General features: G+C 52.5%; 21 protein-coding genes. 10 read left to right on the plus strand and 11 right to left on the minus strand.

Annotated elements, in window-relative coordinates; all coding sequences use genetic code 11:
- Positions 1–33 precede the first annotated feature (33 nt).
- Positions 34–486 (minus strand): c-type cytochrome, encoded by a 453-nt coding sequence (locus C2M36_RS01695; RefSeq protein WP_105253437.1) that lies wholly within the window; start codon positions 484–486, stop codon positions 34–36.
- A 115-nt stretch (positions 487–601) separates the two neighbouring features.
- The gene (locus C2M36_RS01700) at positions 602–1072 is read right to left on the minus strand and encodes a DUF2721 domain-containing protein (RefSeq protein ID WP_105253438.1); all 471 of its coding nucleotides are present in this window, start codon (positions 1070–1072) and stop codon (positions 602–604) included.
- Between the two features lie 144 nt (positions 1073–1216).
- On the opposite strand from C2M36_RS01700, the gene C2M36_RS01705 reads away from it, so the two are divergent.
- Both C2M36_RS01705 and C2M36_RS01710 read left to right on the plus strand, forming a co-directional pair.
- Positions 1217–1588: a DUF4870 domain-containing protein gene (locus tag C2M36_RS01705; protein ID WP_105253439.1), complete on the plus strand. Its 372-nt coding sequence runs from the start codon at positions 1217–1219 to the stop codon at positions 1586–1588.
- 62 nt (positions 1589–1650) lie between these two features.
- Positions 1651–2085: a YqaA family protein gene (locus C2M36_RS01710; RefSeq protein WP_105253440.1), complete on the plus strand. Its 435-nt coding sequence runs from the start codon at positions 1651–1653 to the stop codon at positions 2083–2085.
- A gap of 9 nt (positions 2086–2094) precedes the next feature.
- Here C2M36_RS01710 and folX read toward each other — a convergent pair whose 3' ends face one another.
- The 4 genes from folX to nadE all read right to left on the minus strand — a co-directional run bounded on the left by folX (position 2095) and on the right by nadE (position 4746).
- Positions 2095–2457 carry a dihydroneopterin triphosphate 2'-epimerase gene (gene folX, locus C2M36_RS01715; RefSeq protein ID WP_105253441.1) on the minus strand — a complete coding sequence of 121 codons (363 nt, stop codon included), beginning with the start codon at positions 2455–2457 and terminating at the stop codon, positions 2095–2097.
- Positions 2458–2465: 8 nt separating this feature from the next.
- Positions 2466–3020 (minus strand): GTP cyclohydrolase I FolE, encoded by a 555-nt coding sequence (gene folE / locus C2M36_RS01720; RefSeq protein WP_105188672.1) that lies wholly within the window; start codon positions 3018–3020, stop codon positions 2466–2468.
- Positions 3021–3031: 11 nt separating this feature from the next.
- The gene (gene folM / locus C2M36_RS01725) at positions 3032–3739 is read right to left on the minus strand and encodes a dihydromonapterin reductase (RefSeq protein ID WP_105253442.1); all 708 of its coding nucleotides are present in this window, start codon (positions 3737–3739) and stop codon (positions 3032–3034) included.
- 164 nt (positions 3740–3903) lie between these two features.
- The gene (gene nadE, locus C2M36_RS01730; RefSeq protein WP_105253443.1) at positions 3904–4746 is read right to left on the minus strand and encodes an ammonia-dependent NAD(+) synthetase; all 843 of its coding nucleotides are present in this window, start codon (positions 4744–4746) and stop codon (positions 3904–3906) included.
- Positions 4747–5015: 269 nt separating this feature from the next.
- On the opposite strand from nadE, the gene C2M36_RS01735 reads away from it, so the two are divergent.
- The 4 genes from C2M36_RS01735 to C2M36_RS01750 all read left to right on the plus strand — a co-directional run bounded on the left by C2M36_RS01735 (position 5016) and on the right by C2M36_RS01750 (position 10959).
- Positions 5016–7274, plus strand: a complete 2259-nt coding sequence (locus tag C2M36_RS01735) for a penicillin acylase family protein (RefSeq protein ID WP_105253444.1) — start codon at positions 5016–5018, stop codon at positions 7272–7274.
- Positions 7275–7424: 150 nt separating this feature from the next.
- On the plus strand, positions 7425–8291 hold the full coding sequence (locus C2M36_RS01740) for an MBL fold metallo-hydrolase (RefSeq protein WP_105253476.1): 867 nt from the start codon (positions 7425–7427) through the stop codon (positions 8289–8291).
- A 60-nt stretch (positions 8292–8351) separates the two neighbouring features.
- The gene (locus C2M36_RS01745) at positions 8352–9281 is read left to right on the plus strand and encodes an SPFH domain-containing protein (protein WP_105253445.1); all 930 of its coding nucleotides are present in this window, start codon (positions 8352–8354) and stop codon (positions 9279–9281) included.
- A gap of 277 nt (positions 9282–9558) precedes the next feature.
- Positions 9559–10959: a fasciclin domain-containing protein gene (locus C2M36_RS01750; protein WP_105253446.1), complete on the plus strand. Its 1401-nt coding sequence runs from the start codon at positions 9559–9561 to the stop codon at positions 10957–10959.
- Between the two features lie 70 nt (positions 10960–11029).
- On the opposite strand, the gene C2M36_RS01755 is transcribed toward C2M36_RS01750, so the two are convergent.
- The 4 genes from C2M36_RS01755 to C2M36_RS01770 all read right to left on the minus strand — a co-directional run bounded on the left by C2M36_RS01755 (position 11030) and on the right by C2M36_RS01770 (position 17334).
- Positions 11030–11365, minus strand: a complete 336-nt coding sequence (locus tag C2M36_RS01755; RefSeq protein WP_105253447.1) for a helicase-related protein — start codon at positions 11363–11365, stop codon at positions 11030–11032.
- Positions 11326–15207: a DEAD/DEAH box helicase gene (locus tag C2M36_RS01760; protein ID WP_105253448.1), complete on the minus strand. Its 3882-nt coding sequence runs from the start codon at positions 15205–15207 to the stop codon at positions 11326–11328. The genes C2M36_RS01755 and C2M36_RS01760 overlap by 40 nt, the downstream gene beginning before the upstream one ends.
- Before the next feature lie 100 nt (positions 15208–15307).
- The gene (locus C2M36_RS01765) at positions 15308–16462 is read right to left on the minus strand and encodes an iron-containing alcohol dehydrogenase (protein ID WP_105253449.1); all 1155 of its coding nucleotides are present in this window, start codon (positions 16460–16462) and stop codon (positions 15308–15310) included.
- 17 nt (positions 16463–16479) lie between these two features.
- Entirely contained in the window at positions 16480–17334 is an 855-nt protein-coding gene (locus tag C2M36_RS01770) for a type 1 glutamine amidotransferase domain-containing protein (RefSeq protein WP_105253450.1), read from the minus strand.
- A gap of 106 nt (positions 17335–17440) precedes the next feature.
- Between C2M36_RS01770 and C2M36_RS01775 the strand changes: the two genes are divergently transcribed.
- The 3 genes from C2M36_RS01775 to C2M36_RS01785 all read left to right on the plus strand — a co-directional run bounded on the left by C2M36_RS01775 (position 17441) and on the right by C2M36_RS01785 (position 20601).
- The gene (locus tag C2M36_RS01775) at positions 17441–18349 is read left to right on the plus strand and encodes a LysR family transcriptional regulator (RefSeq protein WP_105253451.1); all 909 of its coding nucleotides are present in this window, start codon (positions 17441–17443) and stop codon (positions 18347–18349) included.
- Positions 18350–18751: 402 nt separating this feature from the next.
- Complete coding sequence (locus tag C2M36_RS01780; RefSeq protein WP_105253452.1) at positions 18752–20284, plus strand: carbon-nitrogen hydrolase family protein; 1533 nt, start codon at positions 18752–18754, stop codon at positions 20282–20284.
- Positions 20284–20601, plus strand: a complete 318-nt coding sequence (locus C2M36_RS01785) for a DMT family transporter (RefSeq protein ID WP_105201118.1) — start codon at positions 20284–20286, stop codon at positions 20599–20601. Before C2M36_RS01780 ends, C2M36_RS01785 begins: the two co-directional genes overlap by 1 nt.
- A gap of 40 nt (positions 20602–20641) precedes the next feature.
- Here C2M36_RS01785 and C2M36_RS01790 read toward each other — a convergent pair whose 3' ends face one another.
- Positions 20642–20824, minus strand: coding sequence for a hypothetical protein (locus C2M36_RS01790; RefSeq protein ID WP_105253453.1), 183 nt, complete (start codon positions 20822–20824; stop codon positions 20642–20644).
- Positions 20825–20989: 165 nt separating this feature from the next.
- On the opposite strand from C2M36_RS01790, the gene C2M36_RS01795 reads away from it, so the two are divergent.
- Positions 20990–21448 carry a hypothetical protein gene (locus tag C2M36_RS01795; RefSeq protein ID WP_105253454.1) on the plus strand — a complete coding sequence of 153 codons (459 nt, stop codon included), beginning with the start codon at positions 20990–20992 and terminating at the stop codon, positions 21446–21448.

Below are 21448 nucleotides of genomic sequence, written 5' to 3' on the forward strand. Positions count from 1 at the left end.
CTTATTGCGCCGTTTTTTTATTGCTTAAAGAGCTTAGTCTTTAAATGACTTATGACAGTCTTTACAGCCTTTCGCCCAGTTTTGGAAAGCCGGTACGATAGTTTCTTGGTCGCCGCTTTGTGCTGCTACTGCTAGCTCTTGTGCGTATTTGGCAAAGGCATCGGCCTTGGCATCAAAGGTTGCACGGTCTTCCCAGATGGCCGGAAGTGCGCTGGTGTCGCCCTTATCGGTGCCAGCACCGAAGGCTTCCCAAGGCATTTGCGATAGCGCTGCGGCATTGTTGGCGCGCATGGCAAAGCGCTCGGCGTCGAAAGGCACCTTGCCTTTAAGCATGTCACCCATGTCGGCGATTTGTACACGGATCAGTGAAAAGGCCGATTTACGGTAGTCGATAGCATCTTCTGGTTTTTCGAAAACCGAGTTTGCCACAGCTGATGATGAGCTGGCAGCCAGCGCGATTGCAGTGATAATAGAGTGTAGTTTCATTCCATTAGTCCATTATTATAAAAATTATGTCCCTTTTTACCTAAGGGATGCAGTGAAGACAAGCCTGGCTAGGTAATTAGCATTGTACAGACCTGTCAGCACTGTGAAGAAGTATTTACTCACCCAGGTCGATATCGGCAAAAATCATTCCTCGGCGCATGCTTCTAAAGGCGAGATAAACCTCGGCGAGCAGGGAAATAAACGCCAGGATCAGCAACACCATGGCGATCATAAAGCACAGGGCTATCGCAGTGCCTAGGTTAACAGATTGAATATTAGCCATAAAAAGTAACATAACCACAAAACTGACCAGGGTGGCGCTGAGCACGCTCAAGCTAAATGCAAAATGGATATAGCGGGCGCGTTTGAGCAGGGCGCGTAATTCTGTGGTCAGGGAGTGGTTAAAATCTTCATCGCTGCTAATTTTTAGCTTGCGCTCTAAGGTGCGAGCGCGGTCGGTGATGCGTGCCAAACGACTTGATAGCACCCCCAGGGTGGCGGCGATGCCGGTGATAAGGAAAACTGGGGCAACGGCGGTTTGAATCACCTTTGCCATGGTGAGAATATTAACGACGTCTGTGTTCACACTGACTCCCACAGAAAGACTGACAATGCCGTTAGTCTAGCGGCAATTGTTGATGAAGGATAGAATTTTGCTTTGGCGAAAAGCTGGACACTAAGCAATAAAACTGAGAATCTCAGTAACTTAACAACAATCACAGGAGTGAACATGGAACCGGTATTACCTGAGAACAACAACCAAGCGAAGAGCAATGATGAGAAGAGCATGGCGATGCTCTGCCATTTGGCCGCGTTAGCCGGCTTTATCGTGCCTTTTGGCTCAATCTTAGGGCCTTTAATTATCTGGTTGGTTAAAAAAGAAGACATGCCTGTTGTCGATCGCCATGGTCGTGAGTCATTGAACTTCCAGTTCACCATGTTGATCGCCTACATCGTTTGTTTCTTACTGATTTTCGTGGCCGTGGGTCTTTTGCTACTGCCAATCGTCGCCTTGTTCTCCTTTATCATGGTGATCGTGGCATCGATTAAGGCCTACGAGGGTAAAGAGTTTAGTTATCCATTGACGATTAGATTCTTATAAGCGGTGAGATCGGTAGCAAGATGCCCAATTCGGTGTTCGGCGGTTAAGGCCAGGGAGCTGTTTTGCCCTATTTAAGCCTGTTTTTGAGCGCCTTTATTGCTGCTACCTTGCTGCCCAGCTCTTCGGAGCTGATGCTCAGCGCCATGGTGGTCAAGGGCGGCTTTTCTCTGTCCCTGCTGTGGCTCAGTGCAACCTGTGGTAATGTGCTGGGGAGTTGTGTGAACTATGCCCTTGGCACCCAGGTCACGCGTTTTGCAGATAGAAAATGGTTTCCCGTTTCCGCCAAGGCCATGGCCAGGGCGCAGCGGCAATTCAACCGCTTTGGTGTGTACAGTCTGCTGTTCGCCTGGTTGCCGGTCGTTGGCGACCCGCTGACCTTAATTGGCGGGGTGTTTCGGGTGCGCTTTAGCCTGTTCTTGCTGCTGGTGAGCATAGGCAAGGGCACCCGGTATCTGCTGGTGATCCTGATGGCGCTTGGGCTTGAGGAGTTGCTCTAAGCGCGCTCGCTAGTGCGGTCTTTGCCAATCCAGGGTCAGTGAGACCGAGTCGGCAAAACGCAGTGCATGGGGTTTGTCCACCCGAGCCTTGGCGTAATGCACGCTGGGATGGCTGTGACACAAGGCCAGAATCTCTGCCACCAGTTTTTCCAATAATAGAAAGTGCCCCTGCTCCACCACCTCGATCACCGCCTTGGTGATGGTTTTATAATTCAGCGCCTGCGCTACTTCATCTTGCTCGCAGGCTTTGTCGGCGGGGTAATGAATCTCCAGATTGATCACCACATCCTGCTTTTTTTCCCGCTCCTCGGGGTTAAAGCCGATATAGGTGCGCAGCCTGAGGTTGGTCACATTGATAATGGCATTGGTCATAAGCTGTCCTAGTTTTTAACCAGCTGTAGGAATTCATTGCGGGTTTTCGGATCGGTGCGGAAGTTACCCAGCATCACCGAGGTGCGCATTTTCGAATTCTGCTTTTCCACGCCACGCATCATCATGCACATATGCTGTGCTTCAACGATAACGCCCACGCCCTTGGCGCCGGTTACCTCTTCTACCGCCTTGGCGATCTGGTGCGTCAGCTGCTCCTGAATTTGAAAACGGCGCGCAAACATGTCGACGATACGGGCAAATTTCGACAGTCCCAGCACCTTGCCATCAGGGATGTAAGCGATGTGAGCCTTTCCGACGAAGGGCAGCAAATGGTGCTCACACATGGAATAGAGCTCTATGTCCTGAACCAAGACCATGTCATCGGCATCCGAGGTGAAGACCGCATTGTTGGTGATTTCTTCCAGCGTTTGTCGGTAGCCCTGGGTCAGGTGTTCCATGGCTTTGGCGGCGCGCTTGGGGGTGTCGAGCAGGCCTTCTCGCTGTGGGTCTTCGCCGACGGCGCTGATGATCTGCTTAAAGCTGTTTTTTAAATCGTCGTGCATAGTGTTCTCGTCTATTTTAAATGGCGGCCGCCGTCGATGGCGAGGCTGCGCCCGGTAATATAGTGACTATTGAGCAGCAGCTCTACGGCGGCGATAATTTCCTGGCAGCCGGGCTCGATGCCCATAAGGGATTTGGTTAAGGTTTTTTGTTTATATTGCTCAGAATCGTGGTCGTTGAAAATGATCAACGACGGGGCAATGGCGTTGACCTTTACTTTTGGCGCCCATTTGGCGGCGTACGACTTGGTCAGATTGTCGAGTGCGGCCTTGGAGGCTGCGTAGGCCAAATGTTTCGGGCTGCCGGTTTCGACCACATAGTCGGTCAGATGAATGACATCGGCGTAGCCCTGCTGTTGCTGGAGCATATCGGCACAGTACTGATTGATCAAATAGGGCACCTTGGCATGAATACGCATCATGGCGTCAAACAGCTGGGCATAATCGCTGTTGTTGGCTTCGCAATCCCAACTCGAGGCGTTGTGAATGATCGCCCGCAGCCCATGGGTGTGGCCGCGTAGCTCGTCAATAAACTGCATAATGCTGTGATCGTCGCTAAAGTCGGCGGCGATGCAGATCGCCCCTTGCGCCGCCAATTCGTCCACCGCCGGGTGGCGGGTACGGTAGCTAATAATGACGTCGTGACCCTGGGCCAGCAGATGGGAGGCCAGAGCAAGGCCAATGCGCTGCCCGGCGCCTGTAATTAAAATAGGAAAAGACATAACTTCCAAAGGCTAAGAGCTTATAACCTTTACTATAAACAAATGAGTTCGTGATTGCAGTGTTTACGTTTACAAAAGCGTGGGCGATCACTGTGTTAGCAAAGAAAAAGGTATTGGGCAGGTGGCTAAGCAGGGCACCGATAAGACACCGGTGCCCGACCAGATCAGTCGTAAATAGTGGGGATAGGCTGACGCTTATGCTGGGTGCGCTGGTAGATGCCGATAATGTGTTCTTCAACCTCGGCGCTGACCGGCTTGCCTTCTAAAAAGTCATCTATTTGGTCGTAGCTTAGGCCAAGGGCGACTTCATCGGCCAGTCCCGGGCGGTCACATTCGAGATCCGCGGTAGGAACCTTGTGTACCAGATCACGAGGCGCACCTAAGGCCTCGGCCAGGGTACGCACCTGGCGTTTGGACAGGCCGAACAAAGGAGCAAGATCGCAGGCGCCGTCGCCGAACTTGGTATAAAAGCCGGTGATGTTTTCGGCGCTGTGATCGGTGCCGACCACCAGACCCTGAGTCAGACCGGCGATCTCATACTGGGCTATCATGCGCTGTCGGGCCTTCACATTGCCTTTAACAAAATCCACCTGCGACTGGGCCGGCAGGGTCATTGAAGTTTCGGCTGTGCCAGAGGCGATGCCAGCCAAAACCTGCTCATGCATATGATCGCTGGCCGGTTTGATATCTACGGTTACGCGCTGGCTTGGCTGAATAAAGTCAACGGCCAACTGGGCCTCATGTTCATCGGCCTGCACGCCATAGGGTAGGCGCACGGCAATAAATTGATAGCGCTGGGTGTTATGTTCCTCATTGAGTTCGTTCACCGCCAACTGGCACAGACGGCCACAGGTGGTGGAATCGACGCCACCGCTAATACCTAAAACCAAACTATGGCAATGGGCCTGCTGTAGACGGTGCTTAATAAATGCCACACGACGGGCAATTTCCTGGTTAACATCAATGCTTGGTTGCACCTTCATTTCGGCAACGATTTCGGCTCGCATAACTCCCCCGCTTGAGCTCAATGGTGAGTCGCTATTATGTAAGTATTTAACTAAAAGTTAAAGCGCGGATAAGGCGAACCCATCTACATCCCCAAGCGCCTGAGTTGTGGTCTGTTTCAAGGAGCCAAAACGCTGCCTTGCCCCTAATAACCGCCCTTTTTGGTCATCATGTTTTCACGCAAAAGACGCAAACTCGGTGATAACGCCAACAAACGTGGAAAAATGTCATACACTGATGGGCAGAATAATAATAAAAGGATGGGATATTTATGTTGAGGTGGGTGCAGCGTCTGGTGGTCGGCGCGATCATTTTACTGTTACTGGGCACCGCGGGTGTGTACGGGGCATTGTCTCTGAGTCTACCAACCCTGGACGGGCGCGGCAGCAGTGATGCGCTCGAGAGCACGGTTACCATTAAACGCGATGCTCTGGGGCAGGCCATTATCGATGCACAAAGCATGAATGATGCGGCCTATGGTTTGGGCTTTGCCCATGGTCAGGACAGATTTTTCCAAATGGACTTATTGCGTCGCAACTCCGCCGGTGAACTCAGTGAATTATTCGGCGAGGCGGCACTGGAGCTGGATAAAAAAATGCGTTTTCATCAGCTGCGCCAGCGCAGTGAACGTATTTTCGCGCAACTGCCGCAGTCCCAGCAGGCCTTGTTAAGCAGCTACAGCCGGGGCGTCAATGAGGCGCAGCAGGCGCAGACCCTCAAAGGCTTTGAGTACCTGCTGAGCGGCGCCGAGGTCACACCCTGGCAGCCAGAGGATAGCCTGCTGGTGATCTACAGCATGTATCTGGATTTGCAGGCCAGTAACTTCGAACGCGACATGGTGCTGGAGCAAATAGAGCGGCTTTACTCTAGGCAGATGCGCGAGTTTTTAACTCAGCCCAGTCCCTATCAATCGGCGCTGGACGGCAGTGAAATCAGCTTGAAAGAGCTGGCCATTCCCATGCTGTCAGCCGCGAAACTCAGCGCCTCGGTGCCAGAAATTGTCGCTTCGCGCGAGGTGGGCAGCAATAACTGGGCGGTCTCCGGGGAGCTGACCAGCAGTGGCCAGCCCATGGTCGCCGATGATATGCACCTGGGTTTGGCCGTGCCAATTATTTGGTATCGCGCTCAGTTAAATATCGCCGATATACAGGTCACCGGGGTGTCGCTCCCCGGGGCACCGGCCATCGTCGTTGGTAGTAATGAGCATATCGCCTGGGGATTTACCAATGCCTATGTTGATACCTCGGATTGGATCCGCCTCGACGGCGATGACAGCGTGGAAAAGGTGCAGGAAACTATCGCCATTGCCGGTGGTAAAACGCATGAATTCAGCCTATTAATGAGTGAGTATGGCCCGGTGCAAGAGGTCAATGGCCAGCGCTATGCGCTTAGTTGGGTGGGCCACTACGATTATGCCGTGAACCTGGATCTGGCGAACCTTGCCACCGCCGCCTCTGTCACCCAAGCCTTTCAAATCGCCGATAACGCCGGGATGCCGGTACAAAATTTAATGGTGGTGGATAAGCAAGGACAAATTGGCTGGCAACCCATGGGCGCCATTGCGGCTCGCACAAACCCCAGCGATGTCGCCCTCGATGCACAAGAGTTTCAGGCCGAGTGGCTCAGTAATGAGCCACAGCGCCCGCGAGTTATGAACCCCAGCTCAGGTCGTTTATGGAGTGCTAATGCCCGGGTGATATCGACCCGGGAGCACGAAAGGTTGGGAGATGGCGGTTATGCCCTCGGTGCCCGCCAGCAGCAAATTCGCGACCGCCTTTTCGCCCAATCCAGGTTCGACGAGCAGGCGTTCTTAGCCTTGCAGCTCGATAATGAGGCGCGCTTCTTGGCTAAGTGGCAGGCGCTGTTAGTCGCAACGCTCAAAGAGCAAGGCAGCACCCAGAATTTACCATTGGTTGAGCAATGGCAGGGCTGTGCCTGTGCCGACTCCATCGGCTATACCATGGTGCGCTATTTTCGCAGCGCCGTAATGGATACCCTGTTTGCCGATATAGAAAGCAGTTTGGCAAGGCATCAGCTATCTCTCGGGCCTATTAAGCGAAATTTAGAGCCGGCCACCTGGCAGCTGCTAGACAACCCAAGCGTATGGGGCTTTGCCGATAAACAGCAGTTGCTCAGTAAGAGCTTTAATCTGGCACTGGCGCGTCTGCGCGGTAAATTTGGTGAAGATACGGCGAATTGGCGCTGGGGTAATGTCAACGCCATGGAGCTGAAACATCCTTTTGCCAAGCAAATCCCGCAGCTCGGGAGCTGGTTGAACATGCCTAAAGTCGAGGCCTTTGGTGATAGCTTTATGCCGGCGGTTCAGCGCACCGACTTTGGCGCCTCACAACGCTTTATTGCCCAGCCTGGGAGGCTGGAGCAGGCGATTATGGCCATTCCCGGCGGCCAATCGGCGCATCCCTTGTCGACTTTTTACCGTGCTGGTTATGAGCAGTATGCCACTCACCAGGCCACGCCTTTGCTGCCCGGCGCGCCAGAGCATAGATTGGAGATCCGTCCGGCTCGCTAGCTCCATCAGCGGTCGCAACCCGAATCAGGTTGCGGCCTTTGTTACCTGGTGAATAGGGCTTATCGGTTCGGGCAATTTGCCAGTGATACACTACACTAGGTTTATCGAAAACAAGCTACCAAGGATACAATAATGAATAAAAACAGCATGATGCTCGCCATTTTGGCCGCCGGTGTGGTGACTGCGCTGACGACAAAGGCCGTTCAGGCAGCGGACGTTGAGGTAACCAGCCAGCAGCTGGATAAGCATATTTACGTATTATTCGGTCGCGGCGGTAATATTGCCGCTCATGTGGGCGCCGACGGCACCTATATTATCGATGACCAATTCGCCAAGCTGGCGCCGCAAATCAAAGCCAAGCTTAAAGAACTTAACCCCAATGCCGCAGAATTCGTGTTGAACACCCATTATCATGGCGATCATACCGGCGGTAATGAGGTATTTGCGCAGGCGGGTGCCCATGTTATCGCCCATCACAATGTCCACAAACGCCTGGAAGAAAAGCATGGTGCGGGTTCTGAATTTTTACCGCGCCTGAGCTTTGGTGCCGACCTGACTTTGCACTTTAATGGAGAGCACGCACGCCTGGTGCATTATGCCCACGCCCATACCGATGGCGATGCTGTGGTGTTTTTTAGCGATGCGAATGTGGTGCATATGGGAGACATCTACTTTAACACCGGAGGCCTGCCCTTTGTCGATGTTGATGGCGGAGGCAGTGTCGATGGTATCCTGGCGGCGCTGCAAAGTATTGTCGAGCAAATCGATGACAACACCCAGGTGATCCCCGGTCATGGACCGGTCAGCGACAAGGCCGGACTAATGCGGTATCAGGCTTTGGTGGCCAAGGCCAAGGCTCTTATGCTCGAGGCCATGGAAAAAGAGCAGACCCTGGATGCCGTGATAGCGGCGGATCCCTTTGCCGAACTGAATTTAAAATACGCGGAATGGTTGCCGAAGGAGCGGGTGATCACCCTGTTTTACCGCAGTCTGGGCGGTAAAGACTTGAAACCTTAATTTAACATCTGTAATCGCTTACTTTATACTCCTTGTTCTTAGCCACAAGGAGTATAAAGAATGAATAACAACAATAACTTGCCAGATCTCACTGCCTCGGTAGGCAAAAAGAAGGGGCTGATCGGCACTATTTTCGTGGTGCTGGTATTGCTACTTGTGGGGTTCAAGAGCATGTATACCGTGGATGAAGGCCATGTCGGTATTATCAAACGCTTTGGTGAAGCCACCGAGCAGGTTAACCCTGGCCTGCATACCAAGATCCCCTTTGTCGATACGGTAGAAATGCTGGAAATCCGTACCCGTAAAAACGTCGAAAAATTGCGTGCCGCCACCCATGAGCAGATGCCATTGACCGCAGAAGTGAGCATCAACTGGACGGTTAATCGCGAGGAAGCCTTTGATCTATTTAAAAGCTATGGTGGTTTAACCCAGTTCGAAAGTCGTATTCTCGACCCTAAATTGCGTTCGGCAACCAAGGATGCTTTGGCTCGTTATAAGGCCGAAGAGCTGATCCAAAATCGCTCGCAGGTTATCGCCCGCATTGAAGAGTTATTGCTGGAAGAAATGAAGAGCTACCCGGTTAAGCTGGACTCAGCGCAAATCGAAGACCTGGTATTGCCACCTAAATACATTCAATCCATCGAAACCAAGCAAACAGAGAAAAACCTGGCCGCAGCAGAAAAGCACAAGCTAGAGCGCCAGAATCTGCAGGCGCAACAAGAGGTGAACACCGCTAATGCGCAACGTGATGCCGCCAAGGCCAAGGCCGACGGTCTGGCCTATGCGATCAAGGTTGAAGCCCAGGCAGAAGCGGAGGCTATTCGTATGAAGGGTTTGGCTGAAGCCGAAGCCATGCAAAAGAAAGCCGAAGCCATTAAGAACAACGCCACCTTGGTTGAGTACATGCGTGCACAAACATGGAACGGACAAATGCCAACCACGGTTATGGGTTCGGATCAGGGTATTCTTTGGAATATGAAAGAGAAGTAAGTGCCTTGGCATACCGCATTAAGATGATTAGTGCGGTATGCCTATACCTACCCCCCGACGAGCTCTGCAGCGAACTCTTCTGCAAACGCTTGCCTGAGCCATGTTAATACTTTAGGTAATTTCCCTTCTTTTTAAGCACTCCGAGTCCTCGGTAATGGCCAAAATTTTCAACAGGTTATGCTGGCGCTAAGAAAAAACAGTAAATTTTTTGATCGCTTTTTGCTCAGCCCCTCGTAGTAACAAGGGCTATCTAGTTACACTAATGAGGGATTAAAACGTGAATAAATTACTTAAAACCCTGTTGTTACCCAGTTTGTTGGTACTTACTACGGCCTGTAGTGACGATGACGACGATAAGACTCCGATACAACCGGAACAGCCGCAAACCTCCGTGGTGGATGTGGCTGCTGCGTCTGACGATTTCGAGACCCTGGTCGCCGCGCTCGAAGCAACCGGGTTGGATGCGACGCTCAGCGACATGAACGCCCAGTTCACCGTTTTTGCGCCTACAGACGATGCGTTTGCCTTGCTGGGCGAAGACACCATTAATGCCCTGCTTGAAGACCCAGACACCTTGTCTGAGATTCTCACCTACCATGTTCTCGACTCTCGCGTTGAATCGGGTGCCGCCGTCTCCGCCGCGGGCTCCACCGTGGCAACGGTCAATGGTGCATCGATTGGCTTATCCTTATCTGGAGACGATCTGCTGGTGAATACTGCAACGGTCACTCAGGTGGATATCACCGCGACCAATGGGGTGATCCATGTGATCGATGCGGTGCTGATGCCGCCCGCGTCAAGCGACGAAATGCCGACCATGAATATAGTCGAAACGGCCGTCGCCGCAGGTAACTTTACAACTCTGGCCGCCGCCCTTGAGGCCGCTAATCTGGTCGCTGCGCTAAGCGACGAGAGTGAAACCTATACGGTCTTCGCGCCCACCGATGATGCCTTTGCGGCGTTGGGCGAAGAGACCATCAATACCCTGTTAAACAATACCGAGGTGCTAAGCGAAATTTTGCTTCAGCATGTGGTCAGCGGCGAGGTTGATGCGGTCACGGCTTTCAGCCTGAACGGCACGCAAGCCGAGACACTGTCCGGCAACATGATTGATATTATGATCGACCCCGAATCCGACACCCTTAAATTTGGTGACGCTACCGTGACCATGACGGATATCATGACAACCAACGGCATTATCCACGTGCTCGACACCGTGGTGGTCGGCGACGTTCAAGTGCCCGCACCAGCTCAGTCAATTGTTGATATTGCCGTTGCCGATGGCAATTTCACCACCTTGGTTGCAGCGCTGCAAACCACTGGGTTGGACTTGGTGCTGGCCGATATGGAGCGCGAATTCACCGTCTTCGCACCTAATGATGCGGCTTTTGATAAGTTAGACGAAGCGACCGTAGAGGCCTTGTTTGCCGATGCCGAGGCCCTATCCGATCTCTTGCTCTACCATGTTCTGCCCGATACGACTGTGCAATCGGATGCCGCCATTGCCGTGGCCAACTCGGATAATCCGGAAATCACCATGGCTAATGGGGATATGGCTACCTTGTCGGTTCAAGACAGCATGCTGTATATCGACCAGTCGCAGGTGGTAGCCGCTAATGTTGCTGCAGACAACGGGGTGATCCACGTTATTGATTCCGTGCTGATGCCCACGCCGTAACGTCGTTAATTATTGTGAGTACCTTTGGCCCGCGCTGTATGCGGGCCTTTTTTATGGGTGGGAACCGCCTTTAAAACACTTCCTTTAGGGTGGCCATCATTTCCTCAACCGAGAGGGATTGTGGGGTGTCGTAATCGCTCAGCAGGCTGTCGGCGAGATCTCGCTTATGCTGGTGCAGGGCGAGGATCTTCTCTTCTATGGTGCCCTTGGCAATTAGGCGATAGACGGTAACGGGACGGGTTTGCCCGAGGCGATGAGCGCGATCCGAGGCCTGCTGCTCCACCGCCGGGTTCCACCAGGGGTCCATATGTATGACATAATCGGCGGCGGTCAGATTCAGGCCAGAGCCACCGGCCTTAAGGCTGATCAAAAACACCTCGCCAGCGCCATTTTGAAAGGCGTCAATGCGGGTTTGTCTGGCCGCCGCAGGCGTCGAACCATCAAGATACTATAGCCAATCCCCTGTTGCTCCAGGTACTCGCGGATCAACTGCAAGTGGCCAACAAATTGGCTGAATATCAGCGCCCTATGATTGTTTTCTCGTAACTCTTCAAGCAGGTGTCCCAGGGCCGAAAGCTTGCTGCTGGTTAGCGTGCTTTGTTCGGCCACCAATTGGGGATGGCAGCAGGCCTGGCGCAATCTGGTTAACTGGGCCAGCAATTGGATGCGTTGTTCCCCCGGGTTATCGAGCTGCTGTAATTGCGCTAATTGCTCCAGGGCATTTTGTCTCAGTGCTTCATAAAGGTGCTGCTCGTCTTCACTCAGGGTAATGAGTTGATCTATGTCGGTGCGCGGGGGCAGCTCGGTTAGCACCTCGGATTTCAGGCGGCGCAGAATAAAGGGTTTGATCAGCTCTTTAAGTACGCGCTTGGCTTTGAGTGCCTTGGCGGGCTCCTGCTGCTGATTGTCTATGGGCAGCATAAAGCGGCGACCGAAACGCTTTAGGTTGCCGAGCAGTCCTGGGTTAATAAATCGAAACAGGCTCCACAGCTCAGTGAGGTTATTCTCTATCGGCGTGCCAGTGGTGATCAGGCGAAAATCCCCTTTTAGGGCATAGGCGGCGCGGGTACGCTTGGCCAACGGGTTTTTCAGGGCCTGGGCTTCGTCGGCAACTATCGTATGCCAGCGCATTTTTTCCAGCGTTTCAATATGACGCTGCATTTGCTGGTAACTGATCACTAAACAATCAAAGGCACCGCTTTGTTCTATGGCTGCTTGCTGCGCCTCGGCAGTTTTTAACTCACTAAAGAGTTGTACCCTGAGAGTCGGGGCAAATTTAGCGGCTTCATGATGCCAGTTAAAACAGACCGAGGTGGGCGCAATAATCAGCGCCGGCCCCTTTGCCGCGCGTGCCACCAAGACCGCCAACGTCTGCAGGGTTTTACCCAAGCCCATGTCGTCCGCCAAACAGCCGCCCGCGCCCCAGTGGGCTAGGCGCATGGCCCAATCAAAGCCATCGACCTGATAGTCGCGCAACTGTGCCTGCAGGGTATTGGGCAGGGTCAGGGTTAAGGCGTTGGCCTCACTCATGCGTTGATGTAATTGCTCCCAGCCGGGTACGGTTTGCATCCGCATGCCGGTGGTATGGTCACGAAGGAGGCGACTGCTGAGGGGGTGATAGAAGCCTTGTTCGGCGGCGCCGTTGAGCACATCCAGCTGGGTTTTTAACTGCTCGCTAAGGGCGAGTATGCGGTTATCTTCCAGGGTAATAAAGCGCCCGCCGCTGGTGGCCAGGGCATCGAGAAGCTGGCGTAACTCCAGCACCTTGCCATCGTCCAAGGTGGCGCTGCCGCTAATATCGAACCATTCGTTATGCTGGTTAATACTTAATTGAATGTTTTCGCTTTTCAGCGGCTTAGTCATATGCAGTGTTTTGCCCCTGGGCCAGCGCAGCTTTATCGGCAGCTCCTGGTTGGGCTTGCTAAGGGTCAGTTGTAGTTGCTCCAGGGTGGCCAATGCCAGCTGCCAATCCGTCTGAGCCAAACAGGTGTCCTGCATGGCCTGAAAATCCGGACATTGGCTATCCAGTTGATCCAGCAAGCGTTGCTCGTAGGCGAGGTCGCGCTCCAGGGCGATGCGTTTGCCTTGGACATGGGCGCTCACATGGCGACTGCCTAAGCCGGGCTTCATTGCCGGGCCATGCTCGCCAAAAGGCATGACCACACAATCGAAGTTCAAGCCGGTTTTCAGCGGCGTGATATTGATCACCAGGTGTTTATCCGGCTCGGTTTGGGCCAGGGTTTCGCCAATACCGTCGATATCCGATTCGATATTGATCAGCGGCGCTATGGCCTTAATGCCATCTATGGCCTTTTGCTTTGCATGGGCCGGTATCACCAAGCCGGATTCGCCGATAATTTTGGCAACTTTAAGGTGATTGGCGTTGAAAATGCTAAATTCTGCCAGGCCGTCACGGACCTGCTTAAGGCTGACCACGGGGGGCTCAGAGTGCGTGGTTAACGCGGGAAGATGAGCGATACTCACGCTTAAATCCGGACCATGGGCGACGATACGAATGGTCGGTTCACGCTGCACCAGCTCAAGGGCGCGGCCTTCGCTATCAATCACATTAGCGGCACCCACCACAGCGGGGAGGGCGTTACTTAGGTTGAGGCGATACTCCTTGCTGCGGTAATAATCCTTGCCCGTGCTTGTTTCAATCTGGGCGCAGATGGCCTTGTCCTGCTCGCTTAAATGAAAGCGTTCCGGTTCATTAACCAGGTGTTTTAAACTCAGGGCCTTGCCCTTACTCCAGCCCTGCTTAGTGCGCTTTTGCTCTTTGGCCTTCAGGCTGGACTCGAAACGGCCGATATCCAGTTGCCACACTATGCGGCTCGGCTCTTCGCTGTTTTGAACCGCTGGGGTATCCAACGCCAGCAATTGCTCCAGGGCAATATCCCAGCTTTCCTGCGAGCGCATAAGTTGGGTTATATCGAACGTTAACTTTGGCGATTCACCGGATAGTTGCCTTAAAAAGTCGGCAAATAACGGGAGTTGGGTGTGTTCAAAGAATCGTATCGCATCGGCCTTTAATGCCAGCAGCCAGGGTTCGGGTGTGCGCACACTCCAGGTGTAGGCTGCTAAAGCAAAACACACGTAGAGGTAATAGTTCAGCTCACCCTTTTGACAGTAGCTAAGATATTCTTGGCGAAAAAGATAAGTATCTCGCCCTTGCAGATGCAATAACAGGCGTCGCAGCACCAAATCAATGGACAGGGCAAATTCGCCACGCTGTTTGTCCTGCTGCTGGTTGTCGAGCTGGGTTTGCAGCGTTAGCCAGGATGAGGTGTCGCCCTGCTGGCCTTTGCCCAGCACCAGCAGGGTTAGCTGATAGAAAATACCGTACAGTCCTTCAATGTAGGGCTTTTTACGTTTTTGATAGCGGCCTTTTTCCTGCTCGGCCTGGGTAAACAGGCGCATGGCCTTGGCGTATTGCTGCTGCAAAAATGCCAAGCTGGCACGCAATAACAGACTATAGAGAGAGTTATCTTGCTCATTGAGGTGCGCGTTTAGTTTGTCCAGTTGCCCCGACAGCAGGTATTGCTCGGCCTTTAAATAATGCAGCCAGCGGTTAGCCGGCAAGGCGTCGCAGGCCTGATGCAGCCAATGTAAAAGCTGCGCGGTACTTTGCCCTTTGTGCCTGTGTGCCGCCAGCAAGGTGGCGAAGGCCTGGTACTGTAGGCGTTCATCCAGAAGTTGAAATTCATCAAGATTAAAAGGGTAAAACACCAGGCTGCATAGCGCCGGTGTGTGCTGCCAATCAAGCTGCATGGGATTTTTAGCCAGCCCCATCAGTTCCTTCACTCGTCCTAGCTCACCAAGAAAATACATATCGCGCAGCAAGCGGCGCTTGTCTGTGGTGTTGTCTTGCCATTGGTAGCTGTTAAGTACGGGCGCCACCTGCTCGGCGGCGGTTAACAGGGTAACGAAGAGGTTTTTACTTATGCTGCGTTTTACCAGGGCATTGGCAATCAGGCGGTTGATGATATAACCGTGACGGCTTTGTTGTACCAGCTCCAGGGCGCATAAATCGGCGATGATATGTGTGAGCGCCTTGTCGGTAATTTCCTCAAGGCCACGTAATTCACTGTGCGCTAAAATACGCCCCAGGGCATGTAACTCGATGGGCTTATAGATCACCGCCAGCGCTTGCGCCACATGTTGATGGGCTGAGTTACACTCATTAAAGCGATGTAACAGGGAGGCGATGCTCTCGTTGAGTTCGGCGGTGATGGTAATAAAGCGCATTAAGGGGTTAGAAGGTACTGATTAAGTAGCGAACACGCTAACAAAGCGATGGGGGATGGGCAAGAGAAAAGGCCGCTAGGCGGCCTTCGAAGGCTAGATTTTATAGCGCCAACTTGAGGATCTTAGTGGCTACCTCCGGCGTTATATCGCCGTGCTCACCCAAGGCCGAGAGGCCATTGCGGCGCAGGTTGTCTACCGCCTCGCTCACCGCTTGCTCCTGTAGGTCGTAATCGCTTAAGCGCGTTTTAACGCCCATTTGCTCGAAAAAGTCCTGAACTGCTTTGATCGTGGCGTCAATCAAGGCATCTTCATCGGCATTTTCAAGATTGAAGACGCGGCGACCCAGTTGCAGGATTTTCTCGCGTTTTTGCGCTTTTTTCTCGAACATCAACGCCGGTAATACTATGGCCAGGGTTTGCGCGTGATCCAGGTTATAAAGCGCCGTGAGCTCATGGCCGATCATATGGGTGGCCCAGTCGTGGGGTACGCCCTGACCGATTAAGCCATTGAGTGCCATGGTCGCCGACCACATCACATTGGCCCGCACGTCATAGTTTTGCGGCTCGGCCAGTGCCAGTGGGCCTTGCTCGATCAGGGTCGATAAAATGCCTTCGGCAAAACGGTCCTGCAGCGGCGCATTAACTGGGTAGGTGAGGTATTGCTCAATCACATGCACAAAGGCGTCAACCACACCGTTGGCTACCTGGCGTGGTGGCAGCGAATAGGTGTAGGTAGGGTCGAGCACCGCAAATTGTGGCTGCACTATGGGTGTACCAAAGGCGCGTTTTTGTTGCGTCGCCTTCTTGGTAACCACTGAGTTGCCATTACTTTCCGAGCCGGTTGCCGGCAGAGTGAGTACCGCGCCTATGGGCAGCGCGCTTTTTACCTCGGCGCCATTGACGAGAATATCCCAGCCATCGCCCTCATAGTGTGCCGCGGCGGCGATGTATTTGGCACCATCGATGACACTGCCGCCACCCACGGCAAGAATAAAGCTGATATTATGCGCTTTGACCACGTTTAAGGCCTCGCTCAGGGTTTCATAGGTGGGGTTGGGCTCGACACCGGCAAACTCCACAAAATCGAATCCTTCCAGGGCGTTGACAACATCGTCATACACGCCATTTTTCTTAATTGAACCACCGCCATATAAGAATAAAATCTTGTCGCTGGGCGCCAGGAGCGTGGTGATTTGCTTTACCTGGCCCTGGCCAAAGAGAATTTCCGTGGTGTTTTTAAACTCAAAATTCAACATAGTGCTGTTACTACCTCTTATTTGCTGCGCTGCTGCAAAGCAGAAATTAATGCCTTAGCTAATTGCTTGTCTGAAAAGGGGTTTTGTCCTGTGATTAATTCACGGTCGACCACCACATTGGGTTGCCAATCGGCGGCAAATTGCATCTTGCCGCCCGCGGTGGCCATGGCTTTTGCCGGGTAATAACGTAGCTTCTTACCATTTAATGAGCCTTCAAAAGTCGCTTCTTCAGGGTTAGAGAAGATGGTCATGCTGTAACCCTCATACAGCCAGTCAGTTGCCTGTGCCTCGGCACCTTGAGCAATGTTTTGCTCGTACTCCACTGGGCTTTGCTGGGCCGATAGCAAGGCGATGGGGCCGTGGCAGATTGCGGCTGTTGGCTTACTTTGCTCATGAAAGTGCTGCAATATGGTGCGAACATCTTCGTTATTGGCTAAATCGATTAGCGGCGCGTGGCCGCCGGGAATAAAGACACCGCTGTATTGGTTCAGGCCCTGTTCGATCACTTCCCTCAATGTGTGGGTGTCGTTAATCCCCTCAAGGTTGGCGATCACCTCTTGAATGCGTGCCATTTCGGCCTCGTCATCGCCAAAATACATGGCCTGCACCGAATTTTTATCAACCGCCGGCGCGTTGCCTTTGGGTGTGGCGAGAACCAGTTCATAACCGGCCTTAAGTAACTCGTCCGCCGGCACCCCGAATTCATTGAGGTAATAACCGGTTTCATAGCTGCTGCCATCGGCAAGCTGCATCTGGGTTTCGCTGGATAATAACACCAGTATCTGTTCGCTATTTTCTTGTGCCTGTGCGGCGCTGGTGGCCGTCAGTGACAGAGCGGTTGCGAAGACCGCGGCAATTTTTTTCAAACTCATCTGTGCCTCTGGTTAATAACCAAGTTAGGTGAAAGATGTATCCAGTATAGTTAAGCTCTATAATAAGTAGAATTCAGTTTAATTTGGGTTAGGTATAAAATATCTGATGTCTTACTTTGTCCAGCTTCGTACCTTTGTTGAGGTGTATCGTTGCTTGAATATTTCTCGGGCGGCGAAAAACCTTGGTTTGTCGCAACCGGCGGCAACCGCACATATTCAAAGTGTGGAGTCGACCGTGGGCAAGACCCTGTTCACCCGACGGCACCGAGGGGTTGAACCGACCAATTTGGCTCATGAGCTGGCGGCGCAAATCGGCGGTCATTTTGATGCCATAGAGCAGAAAATGGCCTCGACCCGCAGCCGTTCAAATGAAGTACGTGGTTCCATTACCCTGGCCGGGCCGGCGGAATACATCAGTTATGTAGCCTCGGCCCAGTTGGCCAACCTGCTGCAGGGTGGCCATGTCGATGTCAGTATTTTGCCCGGCAATCGTGAGCAGATTTATTCGGCCCTGGATAACGGCGTCGCGGATTTGGCCATTACCGCCTCCTTACCCGATAGCAGCATGTATGACTATCAGGTGCTGGACTCGGAGCGGCTGATGTTAGTGACCCATAAACTGCTGGCCGACTCATTACCGACCCAAGAGGTAGATGCCAATTTACTCAACACCCTGCCGGTGGTCGCATATAGCACCCAGTTGCCGCTGATCCGTGAGTATTTCGATGTGGTGTTTAAGGCCCATTGTCGTTCGCAGATTATTGCCACCTGTCCGGATATCCGCGCTCTGGCCGGCATAGTGCGCACCGGCGTGGGCTATTCCGTGTTACCCGATTATTTATGTTATGACGACCTGCGCAGTGGGCGCCTGGTCAGCCTCGGACCTCAGGGACCGGAGAATAATATTTATCTGGCCTGGCGTAAGGGCGCCTTGGCGCATCCACGAGTGAATTATGCCCGCGATATTCTGATGGCGTTCTCCAATATTAATCGTTATGCATTTCATCGCGAATAGTCTTTCGTTTTGGTGAGATTATCACCACAATAGATTGAGGGTCTGTTTATCTTTGCGGTTTACTTTATGTTCAATCTAAACGCATTCTGATGAATATAATCACTGATTTATGTGGTTAAATTCATCCATGAAGCTTGGTTACATCGCGCATCCATGCGCTCACCTCGCTAAGCTGCGAAGCATTGCTTCGGTCTTGCTCGCCTATGTACATAGCGAGCAACACAGAGCAGGAGGCGTTTAGATGAACCCGTAGGGCAGCGCTTGTAGCGCATTTCTACTGTGTTGTTACATGTTTATGTAGAATAACTACACCACACATGTGCCGCCTTGTATAAATACACTACAAACTGCTGCAGAAACAAACAACAAAGGTCAACAGACCCTAATTATTAGGAGATGAGCATGTCGGTCGAAACAACCCGTTTGGCTATTTGTAATCTGGCGAAAGAGCAGTACCCGCAAATCAAAACCCTGATGGATGAAACCTACCCGGAGCTCGGCGGAGCCTGGCCCAGTCACACCATTTTCCGGTTGATAGACCAGTTTCCCGAGGGACAAATAGGCATAGTCGACGATGACAAGCTGGTGGGCATTGCCCTGAGTGTGCAGGTGGATTACGGGCGTTTTTCTAACCCCCATACCTATGACGATATCGTCGATAGCCATGACCGGGTGTTTAGCGACCCCAACGGCGACGCCCTTTATGGTTTAGATGTGGCCATTGCCTCGAGCCACCGCGGCATGCGCCTGGGCCGGCGTTTATACGATGCGCGCAAGGAGTTGTGCCGTCAGTATAACCTGAGAGCGATTCTGGCCGGTGGCCGCATCCCTTTGTATCACAACTTCCGCGAGCAAATGTCACCCATGGAGTACATCGAAAAGGTGGACCGCAGGGAGGTGTATGACCCTATTCTGAGCTTCCAGTTGGCGAATGATTTTCAGGTAAAGCGGCTATTGAAAAAATACCTGCCGGAGGATGAAGAGTCGGAGGGCTACGCCACCCTGTTAGAGTGGAACAACATTCTCTTTGAGCCGACCGATACTGTGCTTGAAAGCACCAAGACCGTGGTGCGGGTTGGTGCGGTTCAATGGCAGATGCGCCAAGTGGAAAGCGTGGATGAACTGCTTAAACAGGTGGAGTACTTTGTCGATACCGTGTCCGATTATCAAAGCGACTTTATCCTCTTCCCGGAGTTTTTCAACGCGCCATTGATGGGGCTGCATGAACACCGCAACCAAACCGAGGCCATTCGCAGTCTAGCGGAATACACGGACACCTTCGTTAAGGCCATGTCGCGTATGGCGGTGGAATACAACGCCAATATCATCACCGGCTCCATGCCCTTGGCAGACGGTGACATTATCTATAATGCCAGCTACTTGTGCCATCGCAGCGGCAAGGTGGACGAGCAACGCAAAATTCATATTACTCCGCACGAGGCCTATGACTGGGTGATCCAGGGTGGCGATAAAATTGCCGTATTTGAAACCGATGCCGGGCGCGTCGGCATTCAGATCTGTTATGACGTGGAATTCCCGGAGCTGTCACGTATTCTCGCCGAGCAGGGGCTGGATATTCTCTTCGTGCCCTTTTGGACCGACACTAAAAACAGCTACCTACGAGTGCGCCATTGCGCCCAGGCCCGAGCCATAGAAAACGAATGTTATGTGGTGATTGCCGGCAGTGTCGGCAACCTGCCTGAGGTGGAAAGCCTGGACGTGCAGTATTCGCAGGCCGCGGTGCTGACGCCGTCGGACTTTTCTTTCCCCCATGATGCCTGCCTGAATGAGGCTACCCCTAACACCGAGATGCTGCTGTTCTCCGATTTGGACATGGATAAATTGAAGATCCTGCACAGTGAGGGTACAGTGCGCAACTTGAAGGATCGTCGCGGCGATCTCTACGAAGTAAAATTGGTTAAGGAGAACGGCTAGTGGCCTGGGTGTATTTGATTTGTGCGGGATTATTTGAAATTGGCTGGCCGGTGGGACTGAAGTTGGCGCAGGAGCCGCAAACCCGTTGGTTTGGCATTGCCATGGCGGTGATCTTTATGGCCATTAGCGGCTTTTTGCTGTGGCTGGCGCAAAAAACCATTCCCATGGGCACTTCCTATGCAGTGTGGACTGGCATCGGCGCCGCTGGCACCTTCCTGGTGGGCATCCTCTTCTACGGCGACAGCTCATCGCTGATGCGCTACTTTGGCGTGCTATTGATTATTGCCGGGGTGATCACCCTGAAACTTGCGCACTAAGCGCTTAATATTTGTTACTAAAAGAAGCCTATTGGCAAGCCTACGAGCGCATGCGCGTAGGCTTTTTTAAGGCCCCCACCGCGGTGACGATAAGCGCCGTTATCAGCAGTAAAATGCTGATGGCAAACAACCAGCGATTTTCCTCTCGACTGATATCACGTTGCCCATAAAAACTATACTGAGTGTCACTAGCGGCACTGATCGCCGCCTCAGACAGTTCCATGCTAACGCCTGGGTTTTTCTTCTATTGTTGCCTAGTATATTAAGTAGGCCTAGTATCTGGATAATATTCATTAGTGATAATAGTAGGAATATTATTGTCTTACATAGATGGTGTCGCGGTTTGCGATTAGCATTCAGGGGCAAATAACAAGAAGGAAGCAAGACCATGAAATACCTAGCAACCGCCTTATTACTTACCCTGAGTGCCTGGCCTGCGAGGGCCGAGGTGCCTTTATTCGCAGTCAAGGTAGACATCTACCGTACGCAAACGGACCAATCGTCCCCCAACATGATTGCCGCCTTTAATCGGGCCCAGTTGGCACATCAGCCGCGTATTATTACCCGTGCGGGTAAAGAAGCACTGATTGAAACCGGCGAGCAGGATAAGCATTTACTGTCGGTTACCCTGTTTCCCAGTGATGACGGGGAATATTACAGCGCCAATATGAACTATAAGATCAAGCAGCATGACTGGCTGCAAGCCAGCAGTGAAAGTGAGCAAATACCCTTGGGGCAAAGCGTCTTAATGAGCAGCCACGTTGGCGAACAGCTTATTCTGATGCAAGTGACGGGCAAGCGCTTCCATGACCTTGATTCGGCGACACAGTGGCTTGAAATCGATTAG

It is taken from the genome of Pseudoalteromonas sp. T1lg75, assembly GCF_002964705.1.
Taxonomy (GTDB): domain Bacteria; phylum Pseudomonadota; class Gammaproteobacteria; order Enterobacterales; family Alteromonadaceae; genus Pseudoalteromonas.